At 59.2% G+C, this 19,220-nt stretch carries 16 protein-coding genes; 4 read left to right on the plus strand and 12 right to left on the minus strand.

Annotation, left to right across the window (positions count from 1 at the left end; translation table 11 throughout):
* Positions 1 to 2: 2 nt before the first annotated feature.
* The 6 genes from uraD to ACZ25R_RS16470 form a co-directional block, all read right to left on the minus strand.
* Positions 3 to 506: a 2-oxo-4-hydroxy-4-carboxy-5-ureidoimidazoline decarboxylase gene (gene uraD, locus ACZ25R_RS16445; protein WP_223611490.1), complete on the minus strand. Its 504-nt coding sequence runs from the start codon at positions 504 to 506 to the stop codon at positions 3 to 5.
* Complete coding sequence (xdhB, locus tag ACZ25R_RS16450; protein ID WP_472461590.1) at positions 493 to 2,838, minus strand: xanthine dehydrogenase molybdopterin binding subunit; 2,346 nt, start codon at positions 2,836 to 2,838, stop codon at positions 493 to 495. Before xdhB ends, uraD begins: the two co-directional genes overlap by 14 nt.
* On the minus strand, positions 2,835 to 4,250 hold the full coding sequence (gene xdhA, locus ACZ25R_RS16455) for a xanthine dehydrogenase small subunit (protein WP_472461591.1): 1,416 nt from the start codon (positions 4,248 to 4,250) through the stop codon (positions 2,835 to 2,837). Before xdhA ends, xdhB begins: the two co-directional genes overlap by 4 nt.
* A gap of 203 nt (positions 4,251 to 4,453) precedes the next feature.
* Positions 4,454 to 4,954 (minus strand): ureidoglycolate lyase, encoded by a 501-nt coding sequence (locus ACZ25R_RS16460; RefSeq protein ID WP_472461592.1) that lies wholly within the window; start codon positions 4,952 to 4,954, stop codon positions 4,454 to 4,456.
* The gene (gene puuE, locus ACZ25R_RS16465; RefSeq protein ID WP_472461593.1) at positions 4,951 to 5,868 is read right to left on the minus strand and encodes an allantoinase PuuE; all 918 of its coding nucleotides are present in this window, start codon (positions 5,866 to 5,868) and stop codon (positions 4,951 to 4,953) included. The genes ACZ25R_RS16460 and puuE overlap by 4 nt, the downstream gene beginning before the upstream one ends.
* Before the next feature lie 72 nt (positions 5,869 to 5,940).
* Positions 5,941 to 6,528 (minus strand): biotin transporter BioY, encoded by a 588-nt coding sequence (locus ACZ25R_RS16470; protein WP_346306500.1) that lies wholly within the window; start codon positions 6,526 to 6,528, stop codon positions 5,941 to 5,943.
* 105 nt (positions 6,529 to 6,633) lie between these two features.
* Here ACZ25R_RS16470 and ACZ25R_RS16475 point away from each other — a divergent pair, with 105 nt between their 5' ends.
* Complete coding sequence (locus ACZ25R_RS16475; protein ID WP_472461594.1) at positions 6,634 to 7,539, plus strand: MBL fold metallo-hydrolase; 906 nt, start codon at positions 6,634 to 6,636, stop codon at positions 7,537 to 7,539.
* Here ACZ25R_RS16475 and ACZ25R_RS16480 read toward each other — a convergent pair.
* Positions 7,524 to 8,324 carry a DUF1499 domain-containing protein gene (locus tag ACZ25R_RS16480; protein WP_472461595.1) on the minus strand — a complete coding sequence of 267 codons (801 nt, stop codon included), beginning with the start codon at positions 8,322 to 8,324 and terminating at the stop codon, positions 7,524 to 7,526. The two genes, ACZ25R_RS16475 and ACZ25R_RS16480, sit on opposite strands and share 16 nt — an antisense overlap.
* A gap of 117 nt (positions 8,325 to 8,441) precedes the next feature.
* The gene (locus tag ACZ25R_RS16485) at positions 8,442 to 10,730 is read right to left on the minus strand and encodes a phosphocholine-specific phospholipase C (protein ID WP_472461596.1); all 2,289 of its coding nucleotides are present in this window, start codon (positions 10,728 to 10,730) and stop codon (positions 8,442 to 8,444) included.
* A 341-nt stretch (positions 10,731 to 11,071) separates the two neighbouring features.
* On the opposite strand from ACZ25R_RS16485, the gene ACZ25R_RS16490 reads away from it, so the two are divergent.
* Positions 11,072 to 11,413: a hypothetical protein gene (locus ACZ25R_RS16490; protein WP_223611498.1), complete on the plus strand. Its 342-nt coding sequence runs from the start codon at positions 11,072 to 11,074 to the stop codon at positions 11,411 to 11,413.
* Between the two features lie 92 nt (positions 11,414 to 11,505).
* Entirely contained in the window at positions 11,506 to 12,900 is a 1,395-nt protein-coding gene (locus ACZ25R_RS16495; RefSeq protein WP_472461597.1) for an aminotransferase, read from the plus strand.
* 88 nt (positions 12,901 to 12,988) lie between these two features.
* Here the strand turns inward: ACZ25R_RS16495 and ACZ25R_RS16500 are convergent, their stop codons facing one another.
* Together ACZ25R_RS16500 and ACZ25R_RS16505 are read right to left on the minus strand one after the other, a co-directional pair.
* Positions 12,989 to 15,823: a glycosyl hydrolase 2 galactose-binding domain-containing protein gene (locus ACZ25R_RS16500; RefSeq protein WP_472461598.1), complete on the minus strand. Its 2,835-nt coding sequence runs from the start codon at positions 15,821 to 15,823 to the stop codon at positions 12,989 to 12,991.
* A gap of 39 nt (positions 15,824 to 15,862) precedes the next feature.
* Positions 15,863 to 16,654: a hypothetical protein gene (locus tag ACZ25R_RS16505; protein ID WP_472461599.1), complete on the minus strand. Its 792-nt coding sequence runs from the start codon at positions 16,652 to 16,654 to the stop codon at positions 15,863 to 15,865.
* Positions 16,655 to 17,005: 351 nt separating this feature from the next.
* Here ACZ25R_RS16505 and ACZ25R_RS16510 point away from each other — a divergent pair, with 351 nt between their 5' ends.
* Positions 17,006 to 17,470 (plus strand): GNAT family N-acetyltransferase, encoded by a 465-nt coding sequence (locus ACZ25R_RS16510; protein ID WP_472461600.1) that lies wholly within the window; start codon positions 17,006 to 17,008, stop codon positions 17,468 to 17,470.
* Here the strand turns inward: ACZ25R_RS16510 and ACZ25R_RS16515 are convergent.
* The gene (locus tag ACZ25R_RS16515; RefSeq protein WP_472461601.1) at positions 17,467 to 18,726 is read right to left on the minus strand and encodes an RNA polymerase sigma factor; all 1,260 of its coding nucleotides are present in this window, start codon (positions 18,724 to 18,726) and stop codon (positions 17,467 to 17,469) included. The genes ACZ25R_RS16510 and ACZ25R_RS16515 overlap by 4 nt on opposite strands.
* Before the next feature lie 53 nt (positions 18,727 to 18,779).
* Positions 18,780 to 19,190: a YciI family protein gene (locus ACZ25R_RS16520; RefSeq protein WP_472461602.1), complete on the minus strand. Its 411-nt coding sequence runs from the start codon at positions 19,188 to 19,190 to the stop codon at positions 18,780 to 18,782.
* Between the last annotated feature and the right edge of the window lie 30 nt (positions 19,191 to 19,220).

The raw sequence follows: 19,220 nt of genomic DNA on the forward strand, positions 1-19,220 counted from the left end.
TCTCAGGCTAGCAGATCGTCGAGGCGGAACCGGGCGATCAGGGCAATCTGGCGCAGGGCTTCGGCCACCTCTTCGCCGGCATTGTTCTGCAACCGCGTCCTGAATGCCGCCAGGATGGAATGCTTGTCATGACCGCGTACGGCGAGAATGAACGGAAAGCCGAACCGCCGCTGATAGCCGTCATTCAACCGGTGGAATTCGTCGAATTCGCCATCCGTCAGCCGGTCAAGCCCGGCGCCCTTCTGTTCGCTGGTCGAGTGCACCGTCAGGCTGCCCTGGCGGGCGGCCTTGCCTGCAAGGTCCGGGTGGGCACGGATGAGGCCAAGCTGCGCCACCTGCCCGGCCTTGTCGACGGCACCGGCCATGGCCGCGTGCAGGAGTTCCACACTGGCGAAGGGCCGCAGCGGCACCACGGCTTCCGCAACCCACGGCGAATGCTCGAAAATACCGCCCAGCGCCTTGACGAAGGTTTCAGGCGCGGCATCGTTCAGTTCATCGAGAGTCATCGGCATCTTTCTTCATGCGTTGTTTCAGTGCGTTCACCGCACGCAGCACGTTTTCCGGCGTCGCGGGCGCATCGAGCCGGGGAGCGATGGCACCCTGCGCCAGCGAGGCAATGGCATCACGGATGGCGAGCCAGACGGAGACCCCGAGCATCAGCGGCGGCTCGCCGATGGCCTTGGAACGGAACACCGTTTCCTCGCGGTTGGGCGCGTTGTCGAGAATGCGCACATTGAATTCCGGCGGGACATCGCGCGATCCGGGAATCTTGTAGGTGGACGGCCCGACAGTGCGCAGCCTGCCCGTCTTGTCCCACCAGAGTTCCTCGCAGGTCAGCCACCCCATGCCCTGGACAAAGGCGCCCTCGATCTGGCCGAGATCAATCGCCGGGTTCAGCGGCGAGCCGACATCCTGCAGGATATCGGCGCGCAGGCAGCGCGTCTCGCCGGTCAGCGTATCGACGGCGACTTCCGTCACCGCCGCGCCATAGGTGAAATAGAAGAAGGGCCGGCCCTTCATCGTCTTGCCGTCCCAATGGATTTTCGGCGTGGCGTAGTGCCCGGCTTCCGACAGCTGTACCCGCTTGAGCCAGGCCATCTTGGCCAGTTCGCCGAAGGATATGGATTCGTTATCGGCGTGAACACGGCCTTCGCGATAGACGATGGTCGCCTCCTGCACGCCGAAATGTTCGGCGGCAACGGCGGTCATGCGCGCCTTGATCGCCGTGGCCGCCTTGAAGGCCGCCATGCCGTTGAGATCGGAGCCGGTGGACGCCGCCGTGGCGCTGGTGTTCGGCACCTTGCCCGTCGCGGTGGAGGAAATGCGCACCATGTCGAGTTCGACCTGGAAGACTTCCGCCACGACCTGCGCCACCTTGACGAACAGGCCCTGCCCCATTTCCGTGCCGCCATGGTTGAGGAAAATCGAACCGTCGAGATAGACGTGCACCAGCGCGCCGGCCTGATTGAGTGAGGTCAGGTTGAAGGAAATACCGAACTTGACCGGCATCATCGCCAGCCCCCGGCGGATGACCGGATTGGCAGCGTTATGCGCATCGATCTCGGCGCGCCGCTGGCGCCAGTCGGCCGAGGCCAGCACCGCTTCGGTCACCTCGATCAGCCGGTTGTCTTCCACCGGCTGGCCATAGGGCGTCACCGCGCCTGTTTCATCGCCGTAATAGTTGATGGCGCGCACATTGTTGGGATCGAGCTGCAGCTCCCGCGCGATGGTATCGATGATGTTCTCGATGGTCAGGATGCCCTGCGGCCCGCCGAATCCCCGGAAGGCGGTGTTGGAAACCGTATTGGTCTTGCAGGCATGGCCGATAAAGCGGGCGTGGGGAATATGGTAGGCATTGTCCGTATGCGTCAGCGTGCGGGTGATGACAGGGCCGGTGAGGTCAGGCAGGTTTCCGGCGCGGGCGAGATATTCCACATCCAGCCCGCGAATGCGGCCGCGTGAATCGACACCGACTTTCCAGTTGGCCACATAATCGTGCCGCTTGCCGGTTCCCGCCATGTCGTCGCGGCGTTTCAGCCGCAGCTTGCATGGCTTTCCCGTCTTGGCAGCCACCAGTGCCGCCGCCCCGGCGATGATCGTCGCCTGGCTTTCCTTGCCGCCGAAACCGCCGCCCATGCGCCGCACCTGGCATTCCACCGCATTGGCATGCAGGCCGAGGATCAGCGCCACATGGTGCTGCACCTCAGTCGGATGCTGCGTCGAGGAGTGCACCAGCATCTCGCCATTTTCACCGGGAATGGCATAGGCGATCTGGGTTTCCAGATAAAAGTGATCCTGTCCGCCCATGTGCAGCGTGCCGGAAAAAACATGCGGTGCACCGGCAATCGCCGTCGCGGCATCGCCGTCGATAACTTCCTGCGGCGGCAGGACATAGCTCCTGCGCCGGTGCGCCTCCTCGATATCCAGCACCGGCTCCAGCGGTTCGATGTCGACCTTGACCTTCTTCGCGGCGCGATAGGCCGTTTCGAAATCGCGGGCGGCAACGACGGCGATGACCCGCCCTTCATGATCGACGATATCCTCGGCGAACAGCGTTTCGCCATTGAGGATCGGGCCGACCTCGTTGTGGCCGGGCACATCCCTGGCCCACCAGACACCGGCCACGCCCTCCATCGCCAGCGCCTGCGCCGGATCGATGGATTTCAGCCGCCCATGGGCGACCGGCGAAAGAACAAAGGCCGCATGCAGCGTGCCCGGCAGTTCGGGCATGTCGTCGATGTAGTTCGCCTCGCCCGCCACGTGGCGTGCGGCGGAATCATGGGCAATGCCCTTGCCGACGATGCTGCGCTGGACAGTATGGGGAGCATTGTCGGTCATAGCGCCATCACTTCCACGGTCTCGCCGGAGACATCCCGCCAGAACCGCTCAACCAGATTGGCTGCTACCTGCAGCCGGTAATCCGCGCTGCCGCGCCAGTCGTCGAGCGGCTTGAACGTCGCGGTGATTGCCGCCGCGCAGGCTTCGACCGCTTTCGCATCGAACTGCGTGCCGACCAGCGCCTGCTCTGCGGCCACCGCCCGGCGCGGTGTTGCCGCCATGCCGCCGAAGGCAATGCGCGCGCTGCGGACCTGGCCATCCTCGCGGGTGATGGAGAAAGCGGCGCAGACCGTCGAGATATCCTGATCGTAGCGTTTGGAAATCTTGTAGACGCGAAAATCCTGCCTCGGCTTCGGCTTGGGGATGGAGACCGATGCGATCACCTCGTCGGTCCGCAACTCCGTCTTGCGATAGTCAAGGAAGAAATCCTCCAGCGCCATGAACCGGCGGCCGTTGAGCGAGGCCAATTCCACATCGGCACCCAGCGCGATCAAGGCAGGCGGGCCGTCGCCGATGGGGCTTGCGGTGCCGATATTGCCGCCAATGGTTCCCATGGAGCGGATCTGGGTCGAGCCGAAACGGCGAATAAGCGTGGCAAAGGACGGATAGGAACCGGCGACGCGCGCAAGCACCTCCTCCCAGGTCACGGCAGCGCCGAAACTCAGGTGGTTGTCCGTCTCGCCGATGGCCCGCATTTCCCGCACATGCGCCAGCGAAATGACCTCGTCCCAATCCGCATGGTAGTCGGCCAGCGCCACGCCGAGATCGGTGCCGCCGCCGAGCAGCAGGGCATCCGGTCTGTCCTTGCGCAGTTGCAAAAGGTCCGCCAGCGTTTGCGGCTGGTGGAAGGTCGAACCATCGGCCGATACCGCCTTTTGCGGCTCCATCTCGGCGAATGCCCTCACCTCAAGGCCCGGTATCGGGGCGCCGCCAGCGCCTGCCACCTTGCGGGCGGCTTCAACGATGGGGCGGTAGCCGGTGCAGCGGCACAGATTGCCCGCCAGCGCATCGTGGATTTCGTGGTCATCGGGATGTGCCGTGCTGGCGGCAAGGCCGGCCAGCGAAATGACGATGCCCGGCGTGCAGAAGCCGCACTGCGACGAGCCGTTTTCCGCCATTGCCGCCTGTACGGGATGCAGGATTTCGGTTTTCAGGCCTTCGACGGTGACCAGCGCCCGCCCATCGAGCTGACCCATGGCGAGAATGCAACTGTTGGCGGCGTGATAGCGCACCGAATCACCGGAGGGATCGCCGATCAGCACCGAGCAGGCGCCGCAGTCGCCCTCGGCGCAACCTTCCTTGGTTCCCGTCAGGCGCGGCGCGCTGCGCAGCCAGTCGAGCACCGTCATATCCGGCCGGACCGACGCCAGCTGTTTTTGACCATTGAGAAAAAATTTGATCGTTTGTGACATGGTGCACAGCTTCATCCGGCAGCGATGAAGCGTCAAGGGGCAGAGGGAAGTTCGTGGTGTCTTGGTGCGTGGTTCGACAAGCTCACCATGAGGGACGTGGTTTGGCTGCAATGCCAATCGCAAAGGTTGCAGAATATAGCTCCCTGCAATCCTCACTCTCCCTCATGGTGAGCTTGTCAAACCACGCACCGCCTATCTGCGATTCAGACCGTTTCGATCCGATAAACCACATCCCCGAAGAAAAACTCTTCAAGATTGTCCCCCGCACCGCCGCGATCGACCACGAGGAAATCCGACGCCGCTTCCAGCGAAATCAGCGGGTGATGCCAGACATTGCGGCCGTAATTGACGCCCTGATTGCCCTGTGCCAGGAACGCCCTCGGCTGCCCCGGACGGCCCGCATCGTCTTCCGCCGCGACGACGAGAAACGGCCGGTCCTGCAGCGGATAGAATGCCTGGCTGCCGAGGGGATGGCGCTCGAGCATCGCGATGTCGATGGGCGGGGCGAAAGCCTGCCCGCGAAAAATATTGACCAGAACCCGCGCCTCCGCCCCGCTCACATCGACATGGGCCAGATCGTGAAAACGCTGCGTGGTGCCATTGTTGATCAGGCGTATGTCGGCACCCTCGGTTTCGATCACATCGCCAAAGGGTTCGAACGCCGCGCGGGTCAGCGGCTGGACGGCAAGCAGAGAGATGGTCATACGGCACTGTCCGGGCGATGATGCTCGTGCCAGTGGCGTGCGATATCGATGCGGCGCGTCACCCAGGCAGCCTCGTGCCCCTGCACATAATCCAGGAACCGCTCCAACGCCGCCGCCCGTCCGGGGCGTCCGACAAGACGGCAATGCAGGCCGACGGACATCATCTTGGCCGCGCCTTCCTGCCCTTCCCGGTAGAGCACGTCGAACGTGTCCTTGAGATAGGTGAAAAACTGGTCGCCGGTGTTGAAACCCTGCGGCGTGGCAAACCGCATGTCGTTGGCATCGAGCGTATAGGGAACAATCAGATGCGGACCCTTCGGCCCTTTTACCCAATAGGGCAGTTCATCGGCATAGCTGTCGGCCGAATAGACGAAACCGCCCTCTTCCATGACGATCTTCAGCGTGTTGTCCGAGGGCTTGCCCTGATAGATGCCAAGGGGGCGCGCGCCGGTGATTTCGGTGTGCAGCCGCACGGCTTCAAGGATGTGCTGGCGCTCGATGTCTTCCGGAAAATCCTTGTACTCCAGCCAGCGCAGGCCGTGGCTGGCGATTTCCCAATCGGCTTCCTGCATGGCGGCCACCGCTTCCGGGTTGCGCGCCATGGCCAGCGTCACGCCATAGACCGTGACCGGCAGGTTGCGGCGGGTAAAGATGCGCCACAACCGCCAGAAGCCAGCACGGGAGCCGTATTCGTAGATGGATTCCATGTTGAGATTGCGCTGCCCCGGCCACGCCGCCGCACCGACGATTTCCGAGAGCAGGTTTTCCGACGCCGGATCATTGTCGAGAATGCAGCTTTCGCCACCTTCCTCGTAATTGATCACGAACTGCACGGCGATACGGGCATGGCCCGGCCATTTCGGGTCTGGGGTATTGCGGCCGAAGCCGATGAGATCGCGGGGGTAATCGGACACGGAGTGCCTCTCCAACAGACAATGCGGCACCCCCTCCGTCCGGCAGGACAGAGGGGGTGCAAAAAGCAGGAATCAGCGGCGCTTGAGCAGCGAGCCGACGGCCGGGACAATGGCGGCGGCCAGCGCCAGCTTCAGGATATCGGCAACGATGAACGGGCCGACGCCGAAGGCAAACGCCTTCTCGAAGCCGAGCAGGTAAGCCATCCAGAGGAAGCCGAGGCTGAGGATGATCGCCTCACCGGCGAGCATGGCAACGCCCATGGCGACAGGGTTGCGGGCAAAGCCCTTGTCAGCGGCAAGACCGACAACCCAGGCTGCGGCGAGATAGGCGACGAGGTAGCCGCCCGTAGTGCCGACCATATAGGCAAGGCCGATGCCCTTTTCCGGCGTTCCGGTGAAAACCGGCATGCCGAGCGCACCTTCGAGCAGGTAAAGCGCCATGGTGGCCACGGCCAAGCGCGAGCCATAGGCGGCGGCAATGGCGAAAACGGCGAAGGTCTGCATGGTGACATTGACGAAAACCATGTCGATCTTGGTCTTCGCCGCAAGGGTCATCAGCGCCGTGCCGACAAGGGCAAGCGAGACAAACCATACGGCTTTGGCAAGCTGGCCTTCCGGCTGGAAGGTTTCAGCAAGGGAACGGGTCTGGGCAGCAATCATGTTCTATCCTCCGGATCGGCTTTCGCCACGCGTTGAAAAGGGTATATTGGGGATGACGCCGCAGCGCAATATGCGCAAGGCCATACACAAGGTCCGCACACCCCCATGTCCCTCGTTTTCGACAGTTCTTTTGCGCCGCATTATGGCGAAGCCGTCGAGATTGCGCCTGATATCAAGCGCATCACGGTCAACAATCCCAGCCCCTTCACCTTTTTCGGCACCAACAGTTATCTGATCGGTCGCGATACGCTGGCGCTGATCGATCCGGGTCCGGTTGACGATGCCCACCACGCGGCATTGCTGCGCGCCATCGCCGGGCGGCCGGTCAGCCATATCTTTGTCAGCCACACGCACCGGGACCATTCGCCGCTCGCCATGGTTTTGAAAGCGGAGCTTGGCGCCACGCTGGTGGCGGAAGGCCCGCACCGCCCGGCCCGGCCGCTGCATATCGGCGAGATCAACCTGCTCGATGCCAGCGGCGACTATGATTTCGTGCCCGATGTCGCCGCTGCCGACAATTCGGTCATTGCAGGCGATGGCTGGGCCCTGCGCACCATTCATACGCCCGGCCACACGGCCAACCATGTGGTGTTCGGGCTTGAGGGAACGGACATCCTGTTTTCCGCCGACCATGTGATGGCCTGGGCCACATCCATCGTGGCACCGCCCGACGGCTCGATGTCGGACTACATGGCTTCGCTCGACCGGCTCCTCGAGCGGCATGACCGGGTCTATCTTCCCGGCCACGGCGGGGCGGTGACCAAGCCGAAAACCTTCGTGCGCGGCCTGAAAGCCCACCGCAAGATGCGCGAGCGCGCCGTGCTCGAACGGGTCAAGCTGGGCGACCGCACGATCGCCGCCATGGTCAAGGTCATCTACCGGGAAACCGACCCGCGCCTGCACGGCGCGGCGGGACTGTCGGTGCTTGCCCATCTGGAAGATCTCGTTGCCCGCGGCAAGGTGCATACGGAAGGCAACCCCTCCATCGACGGCGTCTACTGGGCCGGCTGAGTGGTGTCTTCCTCCGGCTGCGCATTCTGCACCTGCGCATCGAGGTCTGCCATGAACCGGGCGATGCGGCCGGCATTTTCGCCGAGATCGTGAATACCATAGCGCGAGACCGAGCGCATATCGACATAGGTGGTCTCGCCCTCGTCGCTCAGGCGGATGACGACGTCGCTGGTGAAGCCCAGCAACCAGGTCCGCGCCACGACTTCCATCAGTATTTCCTCGTCGTCGCCGGGCACGCCCTTCTGATCGATGATGGTCCAGCCATTGTTGGTGATCACCGTCACGGCGGCATCGAGAATGCGGTCCGGCGAGCCTTCGTAGCGCCGGCCCGTCACTTCGGGATAGGCCTTGGCCTGCAGGGCGCGGCTGTGCGGATCGTTGACCAGCGGGTTCATGCGGTCCGTCCGTTGCCCGGCAAGGGCAAACAGCGCCGGAGGCTCGGTGACATCGGTCGACACGTCATAGATCGCCGGCAGGGTCATCGCCTGATAGACCGTCACGACAAAGGGCCCGAGGACCACCAGCGCGATTACCGCGCCCCAGAAGGCGGACGGGCCGCCGCGGTCGCCTCGGCGCCACAGGCTGGTGAATCCCTTGATGCCGAGCAGCAGCGCCAGCACCGCGAGGGCCGCCACGATGGCGAGCAGCCAGAGAAACTCGGGTGTTTCGATCCGCTCGAAGCGGTGCCCCAGGCCGGACAGGACGAACAGGATGGCCGACAGGAACGCGATCCGCACCGACCATTTGGCGGAAATCGATTGGCGGCGTCGGATGTGGTGTCGCATGGAATCCCGATATGGCTGGTCTGTGATTGACATGAACAGCTAACCGTATTTCCCCGGTGAGACAAGCATTGCAACGGCAGGCCTCGTAGTGCCTGCCGTTGCCAAGGCTCCTGCCCGCTAGACCACTGCCGGGATATAGACCCGCGCCGTCTCGTCGTAGATCATCCCGATGGCGGGATCGGTCCGGCTCATTTTGCCGGTTTCAATGTGGCCCGCATAGCGGCGCAGATACTTGCTGGCCGTGTTCACCGCATCGACGAAGGAAACATCGTACCAGCCGTCCTTTGTGGCGACGTCAACCTTGTCGGTACCATTGGAAACAATCGTCGGCTTTTCATCGGGATAGTAGGCATTGATCATTTTCAGTTTGCCGTTGGCCGTGGGCCATGTTGCAAAGGTGAATTTCATGGTTTTTCCATCCGCAGACGGACTTATATCAACAAAATCGGGAAATGCTGTGTGCAGTGGATTTTCTGCGCTGCCACGGAATTCGGCCAGATAACCATTGGGGCCATGAACCGAATAAAAGTAATCGTCTTCAACCCAGCCGGGCGCCTTAAAATCCTTCAAATTCCAACTATCTGACACGACGACCCGCGAAGCATTGGGTTTCATGCCCTCGACAGCGTAAAACCAGCCTCCGTCCTTCCTGTCATGCGACAAAACTGTAAAGGCGGCGCCAAGCTTCCCGCGGTTCTTAAAGTCAAGCTTGAGCCGTTTGGGAACACTCGCTGTAAAGGCAGAAAAAACCTGAAAGTCGTAGCCGACCGGCAAGAGATCGCAGCATGTCTGGTCCTGCTTTGCCGCAATCGGCTTGTCCTTGTAAGGATCGGCATCGACGTCAGCAATGGTTGGCCGATAGGCTTTCGCGTCATGTGCGGCTGTCCTTTTTTTGGCCGCATAGATTTTTGCCGGGCTTATTCCGTGAATCGCTTCGACATTGGTGTGATCAAAATCAAACGCGCTGGTCAGATCACCGGCAACAGCGCGCCGCCAGGACGAAATGTTGGAAAAGACGGACTCATCCTCCCGCTGCTTGCCTTTCTCCTTGAGCCAGGTGTCGAGAAACCGGATGACCGAGGTGTGGTCGAACGTCTCGGAGCAAACCCGCCCGCCGGAAGTCCACGGCGAAATGATGAGCATGGGGACACGCATTCCCATGCCGATAACCGTATGGTCATCGACTGAATATTCCGTGTCGATGTTGCGGGCCGTGTCTTTGGCAGGTATTTTAATAGCTGTCGACGTCAATCCGATATCCGAATTCAACGGCGGCACTGGCGGAAGAACATGATCAAAAAATCCGCCATTTTCGTCATAGGTAACGAGCAGAACCGTTTTGTGCCAGACATCCTTGTTGGCGACAAGCGCCCGCAAAATCTCATTGAGATAGTATTCGCCAAAATGCGGCGGATATTTCGGGTGTTCGGAAAAAGCCTCCGGGGCAACAATCCATGAAACGGCGGGGAGCTTATTGTCAATGATATCCTGCTCGAACCGCGACGTCGTGTTGACCTCAGTCCGTAAAACCGAATTGATGCTCTGGTTTTTCTCATAGATCGTGCTCTTGTCAGGGGAAGCGGTTTTCACCCTGTACTGCTGGAAATATTCAAGGGTATTGTCACCATAGTTTCCATCGAAGGCGTCGACTGTCCAAGTCAGACCGTCCTGATAAAACTTCCAGCTGACACCACGCTCTTGTAAACTTTCTGGATAGGACTTCCAGTTCGGCCTCGAAACCTCGTCAGTGGCCTTAATGCTGCTGAAATACTTATTGTCGGTCTTGCCATTGCACGTCCCGGTCGAGAGATAACTGCGATTGGTGTCGGTTCCGCCGTTGTGCGAACAAAAATAGGCATCGCAGATGGTGAAAGCCTTGGCCAAGCTGAAATAGAATGGAATGTCCTCCTCGGTATAATGAGCCATGGACACAATGTCTTTCTGGGGAATCCATTTGTCCATGAGACCCATGTTCCATGCGCCAAGACCGCTCTTGTAATCATGGGCTGGGTCTTGCAGAAAAACACCGCCGGCAAGGCCTTGTTTGCCCGTCAAATCCCCTTTCGGCAGATGATACGGCCTTATCCTTTGCGCGGCGCTATCCCCTTGCGCCTGCTCCCACACAGGTTTGCCGTCCTTCAATCTCAGCGGTCGAGGATCGCCAAATCCCCGCACGCCGCGTAAAGTACCAAAATAGTGATCGAAGGACCGGTTCTCCTGCATGAGGATGACAACGTGCTCGATATCGGCGAGCGACCCCTTCGGACCCTCTGTCGGCGCACTCAACGCCTTTACCAAGTCTTGTGCATTGGCCAATGCGTCCTGCATGTAGGATGAGCATGCCGCATAGGCAGCCGCATCGACGCCCGCAATACCGAGTAATTTAATGAAATGACGTCTTTCCATAATGGTTTCCTCTAAAATGCAGATTCTTCAAACGAATATTGCTGTGCTGGATCAGCTGACGAGCGACTGAAAATGCAGTGTCTAAAAAATGAAATCGGTTTTTGAGTTTGAATATGGGCAACGGCACATGAATGCCCGCGATGTATGAAGCTCTGATGACGCAATCGCCCACAACCCGGCGCCGGGCGGCATCTGCCCGCCACCGAACCATCTCAACCGTTTACACTTTATGAGTAGATCGGCTGTCACATAGCTGACATCATCGCCCCGGTGATTCAGGGCAGGATAGAAGGCGGGCAAGCAAGCCGCTTTTACAACGCAAAATGACGAGGCCGGATAGAATGCCTGAGACTGGCAAAGCGGTTTCGCTTGAAGTTGTCGAGATCGAACTGGCGCTTGGCGCACAGGATATTGTTGCCGACGGTTTCGAAGGCGTTTTGCAGAAGGCCGCAACCCTCGTCGGCGGGGAGGTTGTTTTCAACATTCGCGCACCGGAAGACGGGGACCAGCAGCGCATTGCGGCCATTTCCTTGTCGGACGGTGCCGTCGACCAGCTCGTTTTCGTCATGCTCGGCAATGACGGCACCAGCCTCACCGTTTCGGCCGAAGATGATGAAACCACGCTGCTCACCCGGCTCGGCAAGGATTATGCGGCCGTGATGAAGGGCCTTCGCCCGGAATAACGACGCAGGCGACGTTTTCTTTTGGAAGCCGCTTTGCTCTTTCCGGCAAGTCTGGCTAAGCTCGCCCCATCCCATCAAAATGGAGTCATGAAATGGCGAGCAGCCGCCCCCTTACAAATGTCCAGCAGCGCGATATCGATTCGATCCTGCATCCCTATACCCCCCTCCATAAATTGCAGGATCAAGGACCGCTGGTGATGGGCCATGCCAAGGGGGTCTATATCTATGACACGCAGGGCAAGGAATATATCGAGGGCATGGCGGGCCTGTGGTGCGCCGGTCTCGGCTTCGGCGACGAGGAAATGATCGATGCTGCAACCGAGCAGCTGCGCACCCTGCCCTATTACCACCTCTTTGGCGGCAAGGGCATGGAACCGGCGATAGAGCTTGCCGAAAAGCTCAAGGAAATCGCGCCCGTTCCGATCTCGAAGGTTTTCTATACCTCGTCGGGTTCCGAAGCCAATGACACGCAGGTCAAGCTCGCCTGGTATTACAACAACGCGCTGGGCCGCCCGAAGAAGAAAAAGATCATCTCGCGCGTCAAGGCCTATCATGGCGTGACCATCATGGCCGCGTCGCTGACCGGCCTGCCCTATAACCACAAGGGCTGGGATCTGCCGGTGGAAGGCATCCTGCACACCGACTGCCCGCATTACTACCGTTTCGGCCAGGCGGGCGAGAGCGAGGCGGAATTCGTGGCGCGTCTTGCCGATTCGCTGCGCGACATGATTGAACGCGAAGGCCCCGACACCATCGCCGCCTTCATTGCCGAGCCGGTGATGGGTGCAGGCGGCGTGCTGGTGCCGCCATCGGGCTATTTCGCTGCCATCGAGCCGATCCTGCGCGAGCACGACATCCTGATCATTGCCGACGAGGTCATCAACGGTTTTGGCCGCACCGGCCACTGGTGGGGCAGCCAGGCCGTCGGCATGACGCCGACCACCATCTCGGCGGCCAAGCAGCTGACATCGGCCTATGCACCGCTCGGCGCCGTGCTGGTTCCCGAAGACGTCTACCAGGCCTATGTGGATCACAGCGCCCAGATCGGCACATTCGGCCACGGTTTCACCTATGGCGGCCATCCCTTGGGCTGCGCGCTCGGGGTCAAGGCCATCGAGATCTACCAGCGCCGCAACATCGTCGACTATGTGCGCGGCCTGACGCCGACTTTCGAAGCACGCCTGAAGAAGGTCATCGATCATCCGCTGGTCGGCGAAGTGCGCAATTCCGGCCTGATGGGTGCGGTGGAACTGGTGGCCGACAAGGCAACCAAACGCTCTTTCGATCCGGCGCACGGCGTCGGCGCACAGCTCGCCCGCTTCCTCGAAGGCCACGGCGCGGTGCTGCGGGCCATCGGCGATTCCATCGCCTTCTGCCCGCCGATGATCATCACGGAAGCGGAGTTGAACGAGCTCTTCAATCGCTTCGAGCTGGCATTGGCCGATACCGAGGCGCATGTTTCGACCGGTGGCCTGCGCGCGGCTTAGGGTAACGACAAGAGGGTGCCGCCCTATGGTTGCACCCTCATCCGCGTCTGACAAGTTTCGTCTGCTACGGTCTGCGTTGGTCCCTTTTCTACTTGCAAGACGCAAAGGCTGCGCCTTTCGGTTGCAGATTCAAGGCGTTTTCATTGAAGCTGATGGGCACATCCACAGTGCTCAGCTTTGAGCCTGCCCTGTCGATTTTCCAGCCGTCTATCCTGATCGCGAGATTTTCTACAGCTTTGCCGTCCTTATGCGGGACTTCAACAGTAATTTCCGTTGACTTATTCGGCAACATATTAAGGTAATTATTACTATAAAATGCCGGCAATATTCGCGCTCCGGTGACTTTATCAAATATCTGCAGGTGAACCATCAAGGCAATTGCATCGCTGATATTTTCTACCTTCACATTGAGTTTTGTTGCCGTCTTCCCCGTCTCCACAACTTTCGCCGAAATACCGAGCGATGCAGGCTTCATTGTGTCCAGCAGCTTGTAGTCATCATCGTCTCCGCTTTTCTTGCACCAATAGAAATTCTCGGACTGGAAGTTTCCATTTACGATAAGCCGAAGCGAAATAAAGCAAATGTCGGATGTGGAGGCCGAAATCTTCGAGCTGATATCGACAATACTGGCTGAAGATGCCGGTTTGATCTCAGGGACATTTTCGACAGTCCGGCTGACTTGTGTACCATCGAGATTGTGGATGGCGATCTCAACGCTCCCGCGCAGCGGATTTGCCGTATGATTGACAACAAAGATTTTTCGAGTGTTCGCATTCATCAAGACATGAACACGCCTGCACCCGTGTTGAACCGCAAAGAAGGATGAGTGCTGTTCAAGATCATGGCTATACATCTGCCAGACAAAACTTGGTTGCGCCGGGTTGGTCATCCACATGATGACGCCCGTTGACGTTGCAGGCGCAGTTGCTGTTATCGGGCCAAAATTGCCGGCGTGGGACTCGTAAATCGCCTTGATGCATTCATAATTCATCAACTGGGATTTGCGGACAAAATCGGCAAGATTGCTGATCTTGCCATAGCGATTTGCAGTGGCGTCAGTAATCCGTCCACCACCACCGTTCCCATTGGAATCTCTGTCCGCCCAATAGTCATCAGGGCATTCCCAGGACGCTTCCGGCAGCATCGACTGAACAAATTCCAGCGTGGGAATCGAATGAGAACCAATTTCATTGTGGAATGGGAGGGAGCTGACATTATTGAAGTGGCTTCCAGGCGTCACCCAATGGTAGGGCCCGCCAGACGCATAGCCGCCCAATGGAGGCTTCGCATAAGGTTCGCTCGTGTCTTCTTTGGAACTTGTCAGGCATTCGCGTTGAGGATCGAGCTCGGTGACCAACTTGTCCAAACCATCGACGATTGTTTGAGGTGACGGCTTTTTTTCATTGCCGCCGCACCAAAGCAGAATCGAAGGATGGTTGCGGAAATTGGTGATGACATCGCGAACATTGTCGAGATATCTGTCGGTATTTTTCGGAGTGCCTCCTTCCCCTGAGAAGAAGAAATCCTGCCAGACGAGAATACCATATTCATCGCAGGCATCATAAAAATCCTTGCTGGTACTTTGCCCGTTCCAGTTTCTGATCAGGTTGAGGTTGGCCTCCTTATGCAATCTGACCTGATTGAAAAGCCGCTCGCGAGGGATGCGCTTCAACGCTTCGTCCAATCCCCAATTGCCACCCATGATCAAAATGGGCACATTGTTGATGGCGATCCCCAGATCAGTACCGGAGCCTCGCTTGCGCGAATAGGTGATTTTGCGCACGCCAAACTTCAAACTGCGCCGGTCGGATATAATCTCGCCAATATGAAGCGTAAGGGATAGTTCATAAAGGTAAGGGTCGCCATAGCCGTTCGGCCACCACAGTTTGGGATTGCTTAACGCAAGTTCCGGCACGTTGTTTTTGGTTAGTTTAAAAGTCTTGGGCTCGCTCCCGGCAGGCAGTGAAACCGCATGGCTGAACGCGATGCCCGATATTGTACCTGTGAGAACACCGTTTTGCGCTACCCCCGATTTATTGCTCAAGGTGATATTGATTTCCAGGCTAGCGCTGGCGAGATCATCCGCGAGGGTTGCATTGACCTGGGTATTCACAATTCTGGTCGTGTCGGTAACGAAGCTGTAGACCGGTTGCCAGATCCCCAGGCACCGGTCGGGTATGGTGGGTAACCAGTCCCATCCGGCTGTGCAAAAAAATGTCGGCCCATTGTTCAGCGTTTGGCCGGACGGACCGCCATTGGTTCCTCCGCGCGTGCGACCGCTGGAATAACTGGGTAGCAGCGGACCTTCCACATGGTCGAGCTGATGAATTCTCACGGCCAGAAATGTTTTCTGCCCCTGTACATTCTTGATAGTGTCCGTGACATCGAAGTTTCCACGCTTGAAGGCACCTTCAATGCGGCCGACCTCCTGGCCATTCAACCATATCGTTGCCAGATAGTTTATGCCGCTGAAGCGCAGCCAGAACCGCTGTCCATCCTGCAAAGCCGGTACGTCGATTTCTGTACGGTACCAATAGTCCGTTTTATGCAGATTATCCGGGATCAATTTGGTGACGATCTGACGATAGAGCGGGTCTGGATAAACACCATTATTGATCATGCTGGTCAAAACAGTGCCCGGAACAGTGGCCTTATTCATTTTAAATGCACCGGCTGAGGACAGGGCTTCGCCGGTAAACTGAGGAGCTTCGTTGACACTGGTAAAAGTCCAGCCGCCTGCGATCTCGCGGATGGTTCCACTGGCGCAATACGGAAGCGCCTCGATATCGGTCAAAGAGGTTGTAGGTCCGACAGCAGACGCCGAACCAATAAAATTCAAGCGCTTTTCGGTACTGTAAAATAGTCCGGTTCCAATAATTGCAGCACTTTGTAATAGAAATGATCTGCGGCTTGCAAAACTCATGAGAAGCCTCCCCTTTAAGTTATTTTGAGAATTTAAAAATCAAGCAATTAATCGAAGGTAATGAGGGCACTCGGTGGCATCCCGCCATTGGGCGTAACGCTGCTGACACAAATCAGCCCGGCATTGTTCTGGCCCTTCAGTTTCCTGATCGCCTCTTCCAACGCGACGATCCGTTTTTTTGAAACCATCGACTGAATCTGTGCTGAGCTTTGCTTTGTCGACCGCATCCTTCAAGCCGTCGAGCTTTGCTTGCAAATCCGCAAGCTTCCCTGCATCGGCCTTGCCGGTCTTCAGCAGATCGATGTCGGCAAGCAGCGGGGCGAGCGCCGCCGCTTCCAGCTTCAGCTTGATCGCCTTGCCGTAATCGTCTTTCAGTGCCGCGAACTGCGCCAGCAATGGTTTAAGCGTATCCGTATCAGCCTGTATGGCCGCCGTTCGCCCTTCCAAAGTTTTGAAATTATCCGTCAGCGACTTGAGGCCGGCATCCAGCTTGCCGATGCGGGGGCCGAGCTCCGTCAACGCGGCAACAGAGGCTTCTGTCTGGCCGGCCCGGCTTTGCAAAAGTTCGATGGGGGACTTGAGTGCAGCCAGTGTCTCTTTCGAGGTCGCTCCGTCCCGTTGCAGAATGACGATGTTCGCCTGCAGGGTGTCCAAGGTGTCCTTGAGGCCCTTGATCGTTGCCTGGTCCACCCCGCCGTTCTGCGGACTGATGTCTTCGGCAAAGCTGCCTTGCGCATCAGGCGCTGCCGGAGCCTTGTCATCCGCATTATTGCAACCCGCCAGCATGGTGCCGCCGACAAGTCCGGCGATGAGGACGCGTCTGAAAATCATTGGTTCCTCCCAAATGAATTTTGCTATTAAATTTGCGCTTGAAATTAAAAGTTGAAAAATAGATGTCGCGCCTGACGCGTGCGCGATTGCGACAGCCGCGCCTTCAAACCATGCTCCTCCCAAAGCAATTTAAAACGATTGAATACGGAGCCGGATTATTTCCTTAAGCCAATGGGTGTCAATTCGCTTTTAGTCAAAGACGTTAGGACGGCTTTGGCCTCCACGACTTGTGGGATATGTCGGAACATCTGACAGGGGTTGGATTTGATACTGTGGAATGAAATGTATTAAAGCTGATTGCCAACGCGTGGTGCGTGGTTCGTGCAATCGTTTTCAGGTGGGAGACCAGTGTTGACCGAACCCCTCATCCGCAAGGCCACAAGCGCCGATCTCCCTGCCATTGTCGCGCTTCTGGCCGATGATCCGCTCGGCAGCCAGCGCGAGGTGATCTCCGATCCGGTCGATCCGCGTTATCGCTCAGCCTTTGCCGCCATCGACAGCGACCCGAACCAGCTTCTGGTCGTGGCGGCAGACGGAGGACTTGTCATCGGCTGCGCCCAGATCACCTTTATCCCCGGATTATCACGCACCGGCATGTGGCGCGGGCAGATCGAAAGCGTGCGGATTGCCGAAGCGCACCGGCGCGGCGGGCTTGGCCGCCGCATGTTTGAATGGGCCATCGACACCTGCCGCGAACGCCAGTGCGGGCTGGTGCAGCTTACCACCGACAAGACGCGGCCCGACGCGGCGCGTTTCTACGAAGCGCTGGGATTTGTCGCCAGCCATGAGGGCATGAAGCTCGCATTACAGCACTAGGCACAGGAAGCCGCGCGCTCCAGGAGGATTGTGCGCTCGCGGGCATTGCGCGTGAGACTTGCGGCCCGCTCGAACTCAGCCCGCGCTTCATCCGGCCGCTTGAGTTTCAGCAGGAGGTCGCCGCGAATGCTTGGCAGGAGGTGATAAGCCTGCAGGGACGGCTCGCCCGTCAGCTGGTCAATGAGGTCGAGCCCGGCTTGCGGACCGAAAGCCATGGAAAGCGCTACCGCCCGATTGAGCTCAACGACGGGCGATGGCATGAGCTTTGCCAGCTGCTCGTAGAACGCGGCGATCCGGACCCAGTCGGTTTCCTCGGCGGTTCGCGCCCGTGCATGGCAGGCGGCGATGGCTGCCTGCAGGCCATAGGGGCCGTAGACGGTGCCCAGCCTTTCGGCCCGCTCCAGCGCCGCCAACCCGCGCCGGATCAGCAGATGGTCCCAGTGCGCGCGGTTCTGGTCGAACAGCAGGACCGGTTCGCCCGACGGCCCGACCCGCGCGGCAAAGCGCGAGGCCTGAATTTCCATAAGGGCGATCAACCCGTGCACGTCCGGTTCATCCGGCATCAGATCAGCAAGGATCCGCCCGAGCCGCATGGCTTCCTGTGCCAGTTGCGGCCTGATCCAGTCATCTCCCGCGGTGGCCGAATAGCCCTCGTTGAAAATCAGGTAGAGCACGGCAAGCACCGAGGCGAGACGTTCCGTGCGGTCCTTGCCGCGCGGCACCTCGAAGGGAATATTCGCCTCCGACAGCGTGCGCTTGGCCCGGACGATGCGTTGGGCAACGGTGGCTTCAGGTGTCAGGAAGGCGCGGGCGATCTCTTCCGTCGTCAGCCCGCCAATCATGCGCAGCGTCAGCGCCGTGCGCGCCTCGGCCGATAGCACGGGGTGGCAGGCGGTGAAGATGAGGCTGAGCATGTCGTCGCCGATATCGTCGTCCAGCGCCGTATCGAAATCCGGCATGGCGGCCTGTTCGATTTCCGCGTCATAGCCCAACTGCCCGTGCTTGCGCTTCAGCATCTTGGTGCGGCGGAAATGATCGATGGCCCGGCGTTTGCCGGTGACCATCAGCCATGCGGCGGGATTGCGCGGGATGCCCTCCGACGGCCAGTGGCGCAGCGCGGCGATCAGCGCCTCCTGTGCCAGTTCTTCGGCAAGCCCGACATCCCTGACAATGCGCGCAAGCCCGGCAATAATCCGGGCCTGCTCGATTTTCCACACGGTTTCGATGGCACGATGGGTTTCGGCGGCAGTCGTCATAAGGGCCGATCACATCACCTTCGGGGCCGTCGCGCAAGATCGCGACGTGCGGCTTACTTGTTCTGGCCGGCGCCCATGTCGCGAAAGCGGTCGATGGCTTCGAATTCGCCGAAATCTTCGAGTTCGAACATCTGCCGGATTTCAATCTCGCCACTGTCCGGATGCGGATTGGGAAACCGGTTGGCCCATTCAATCGCCTCCTCGCGCGTCTTCACCTGAATGATGGTATAACCTGCCACCAGTTCCTTGGCTTCGGCGAACGGCCCGTCGATCACGGTCCGCTTGCCGCCGGAATACCGGATTTTCCAGCCCTTTGAGGTCGGTTGAAGGCCATTGGCGTCCAGCAGCGCCCCGGCTTTCGCCAGCTGCTCGTGATAATCGGCCATGGCGCTGAAGAGTTCCTCCGGCGGAATGACGCCGGCTTCCGAATCTTTCGTTGCCTTCACCAGAATCATGAATCGCATTGTCGTTTCTCCTTCGGTTCGGATGCCGGG

This window comes from Phyllobacterium sp. RCAM01083, from assembly GCF_055685835.1.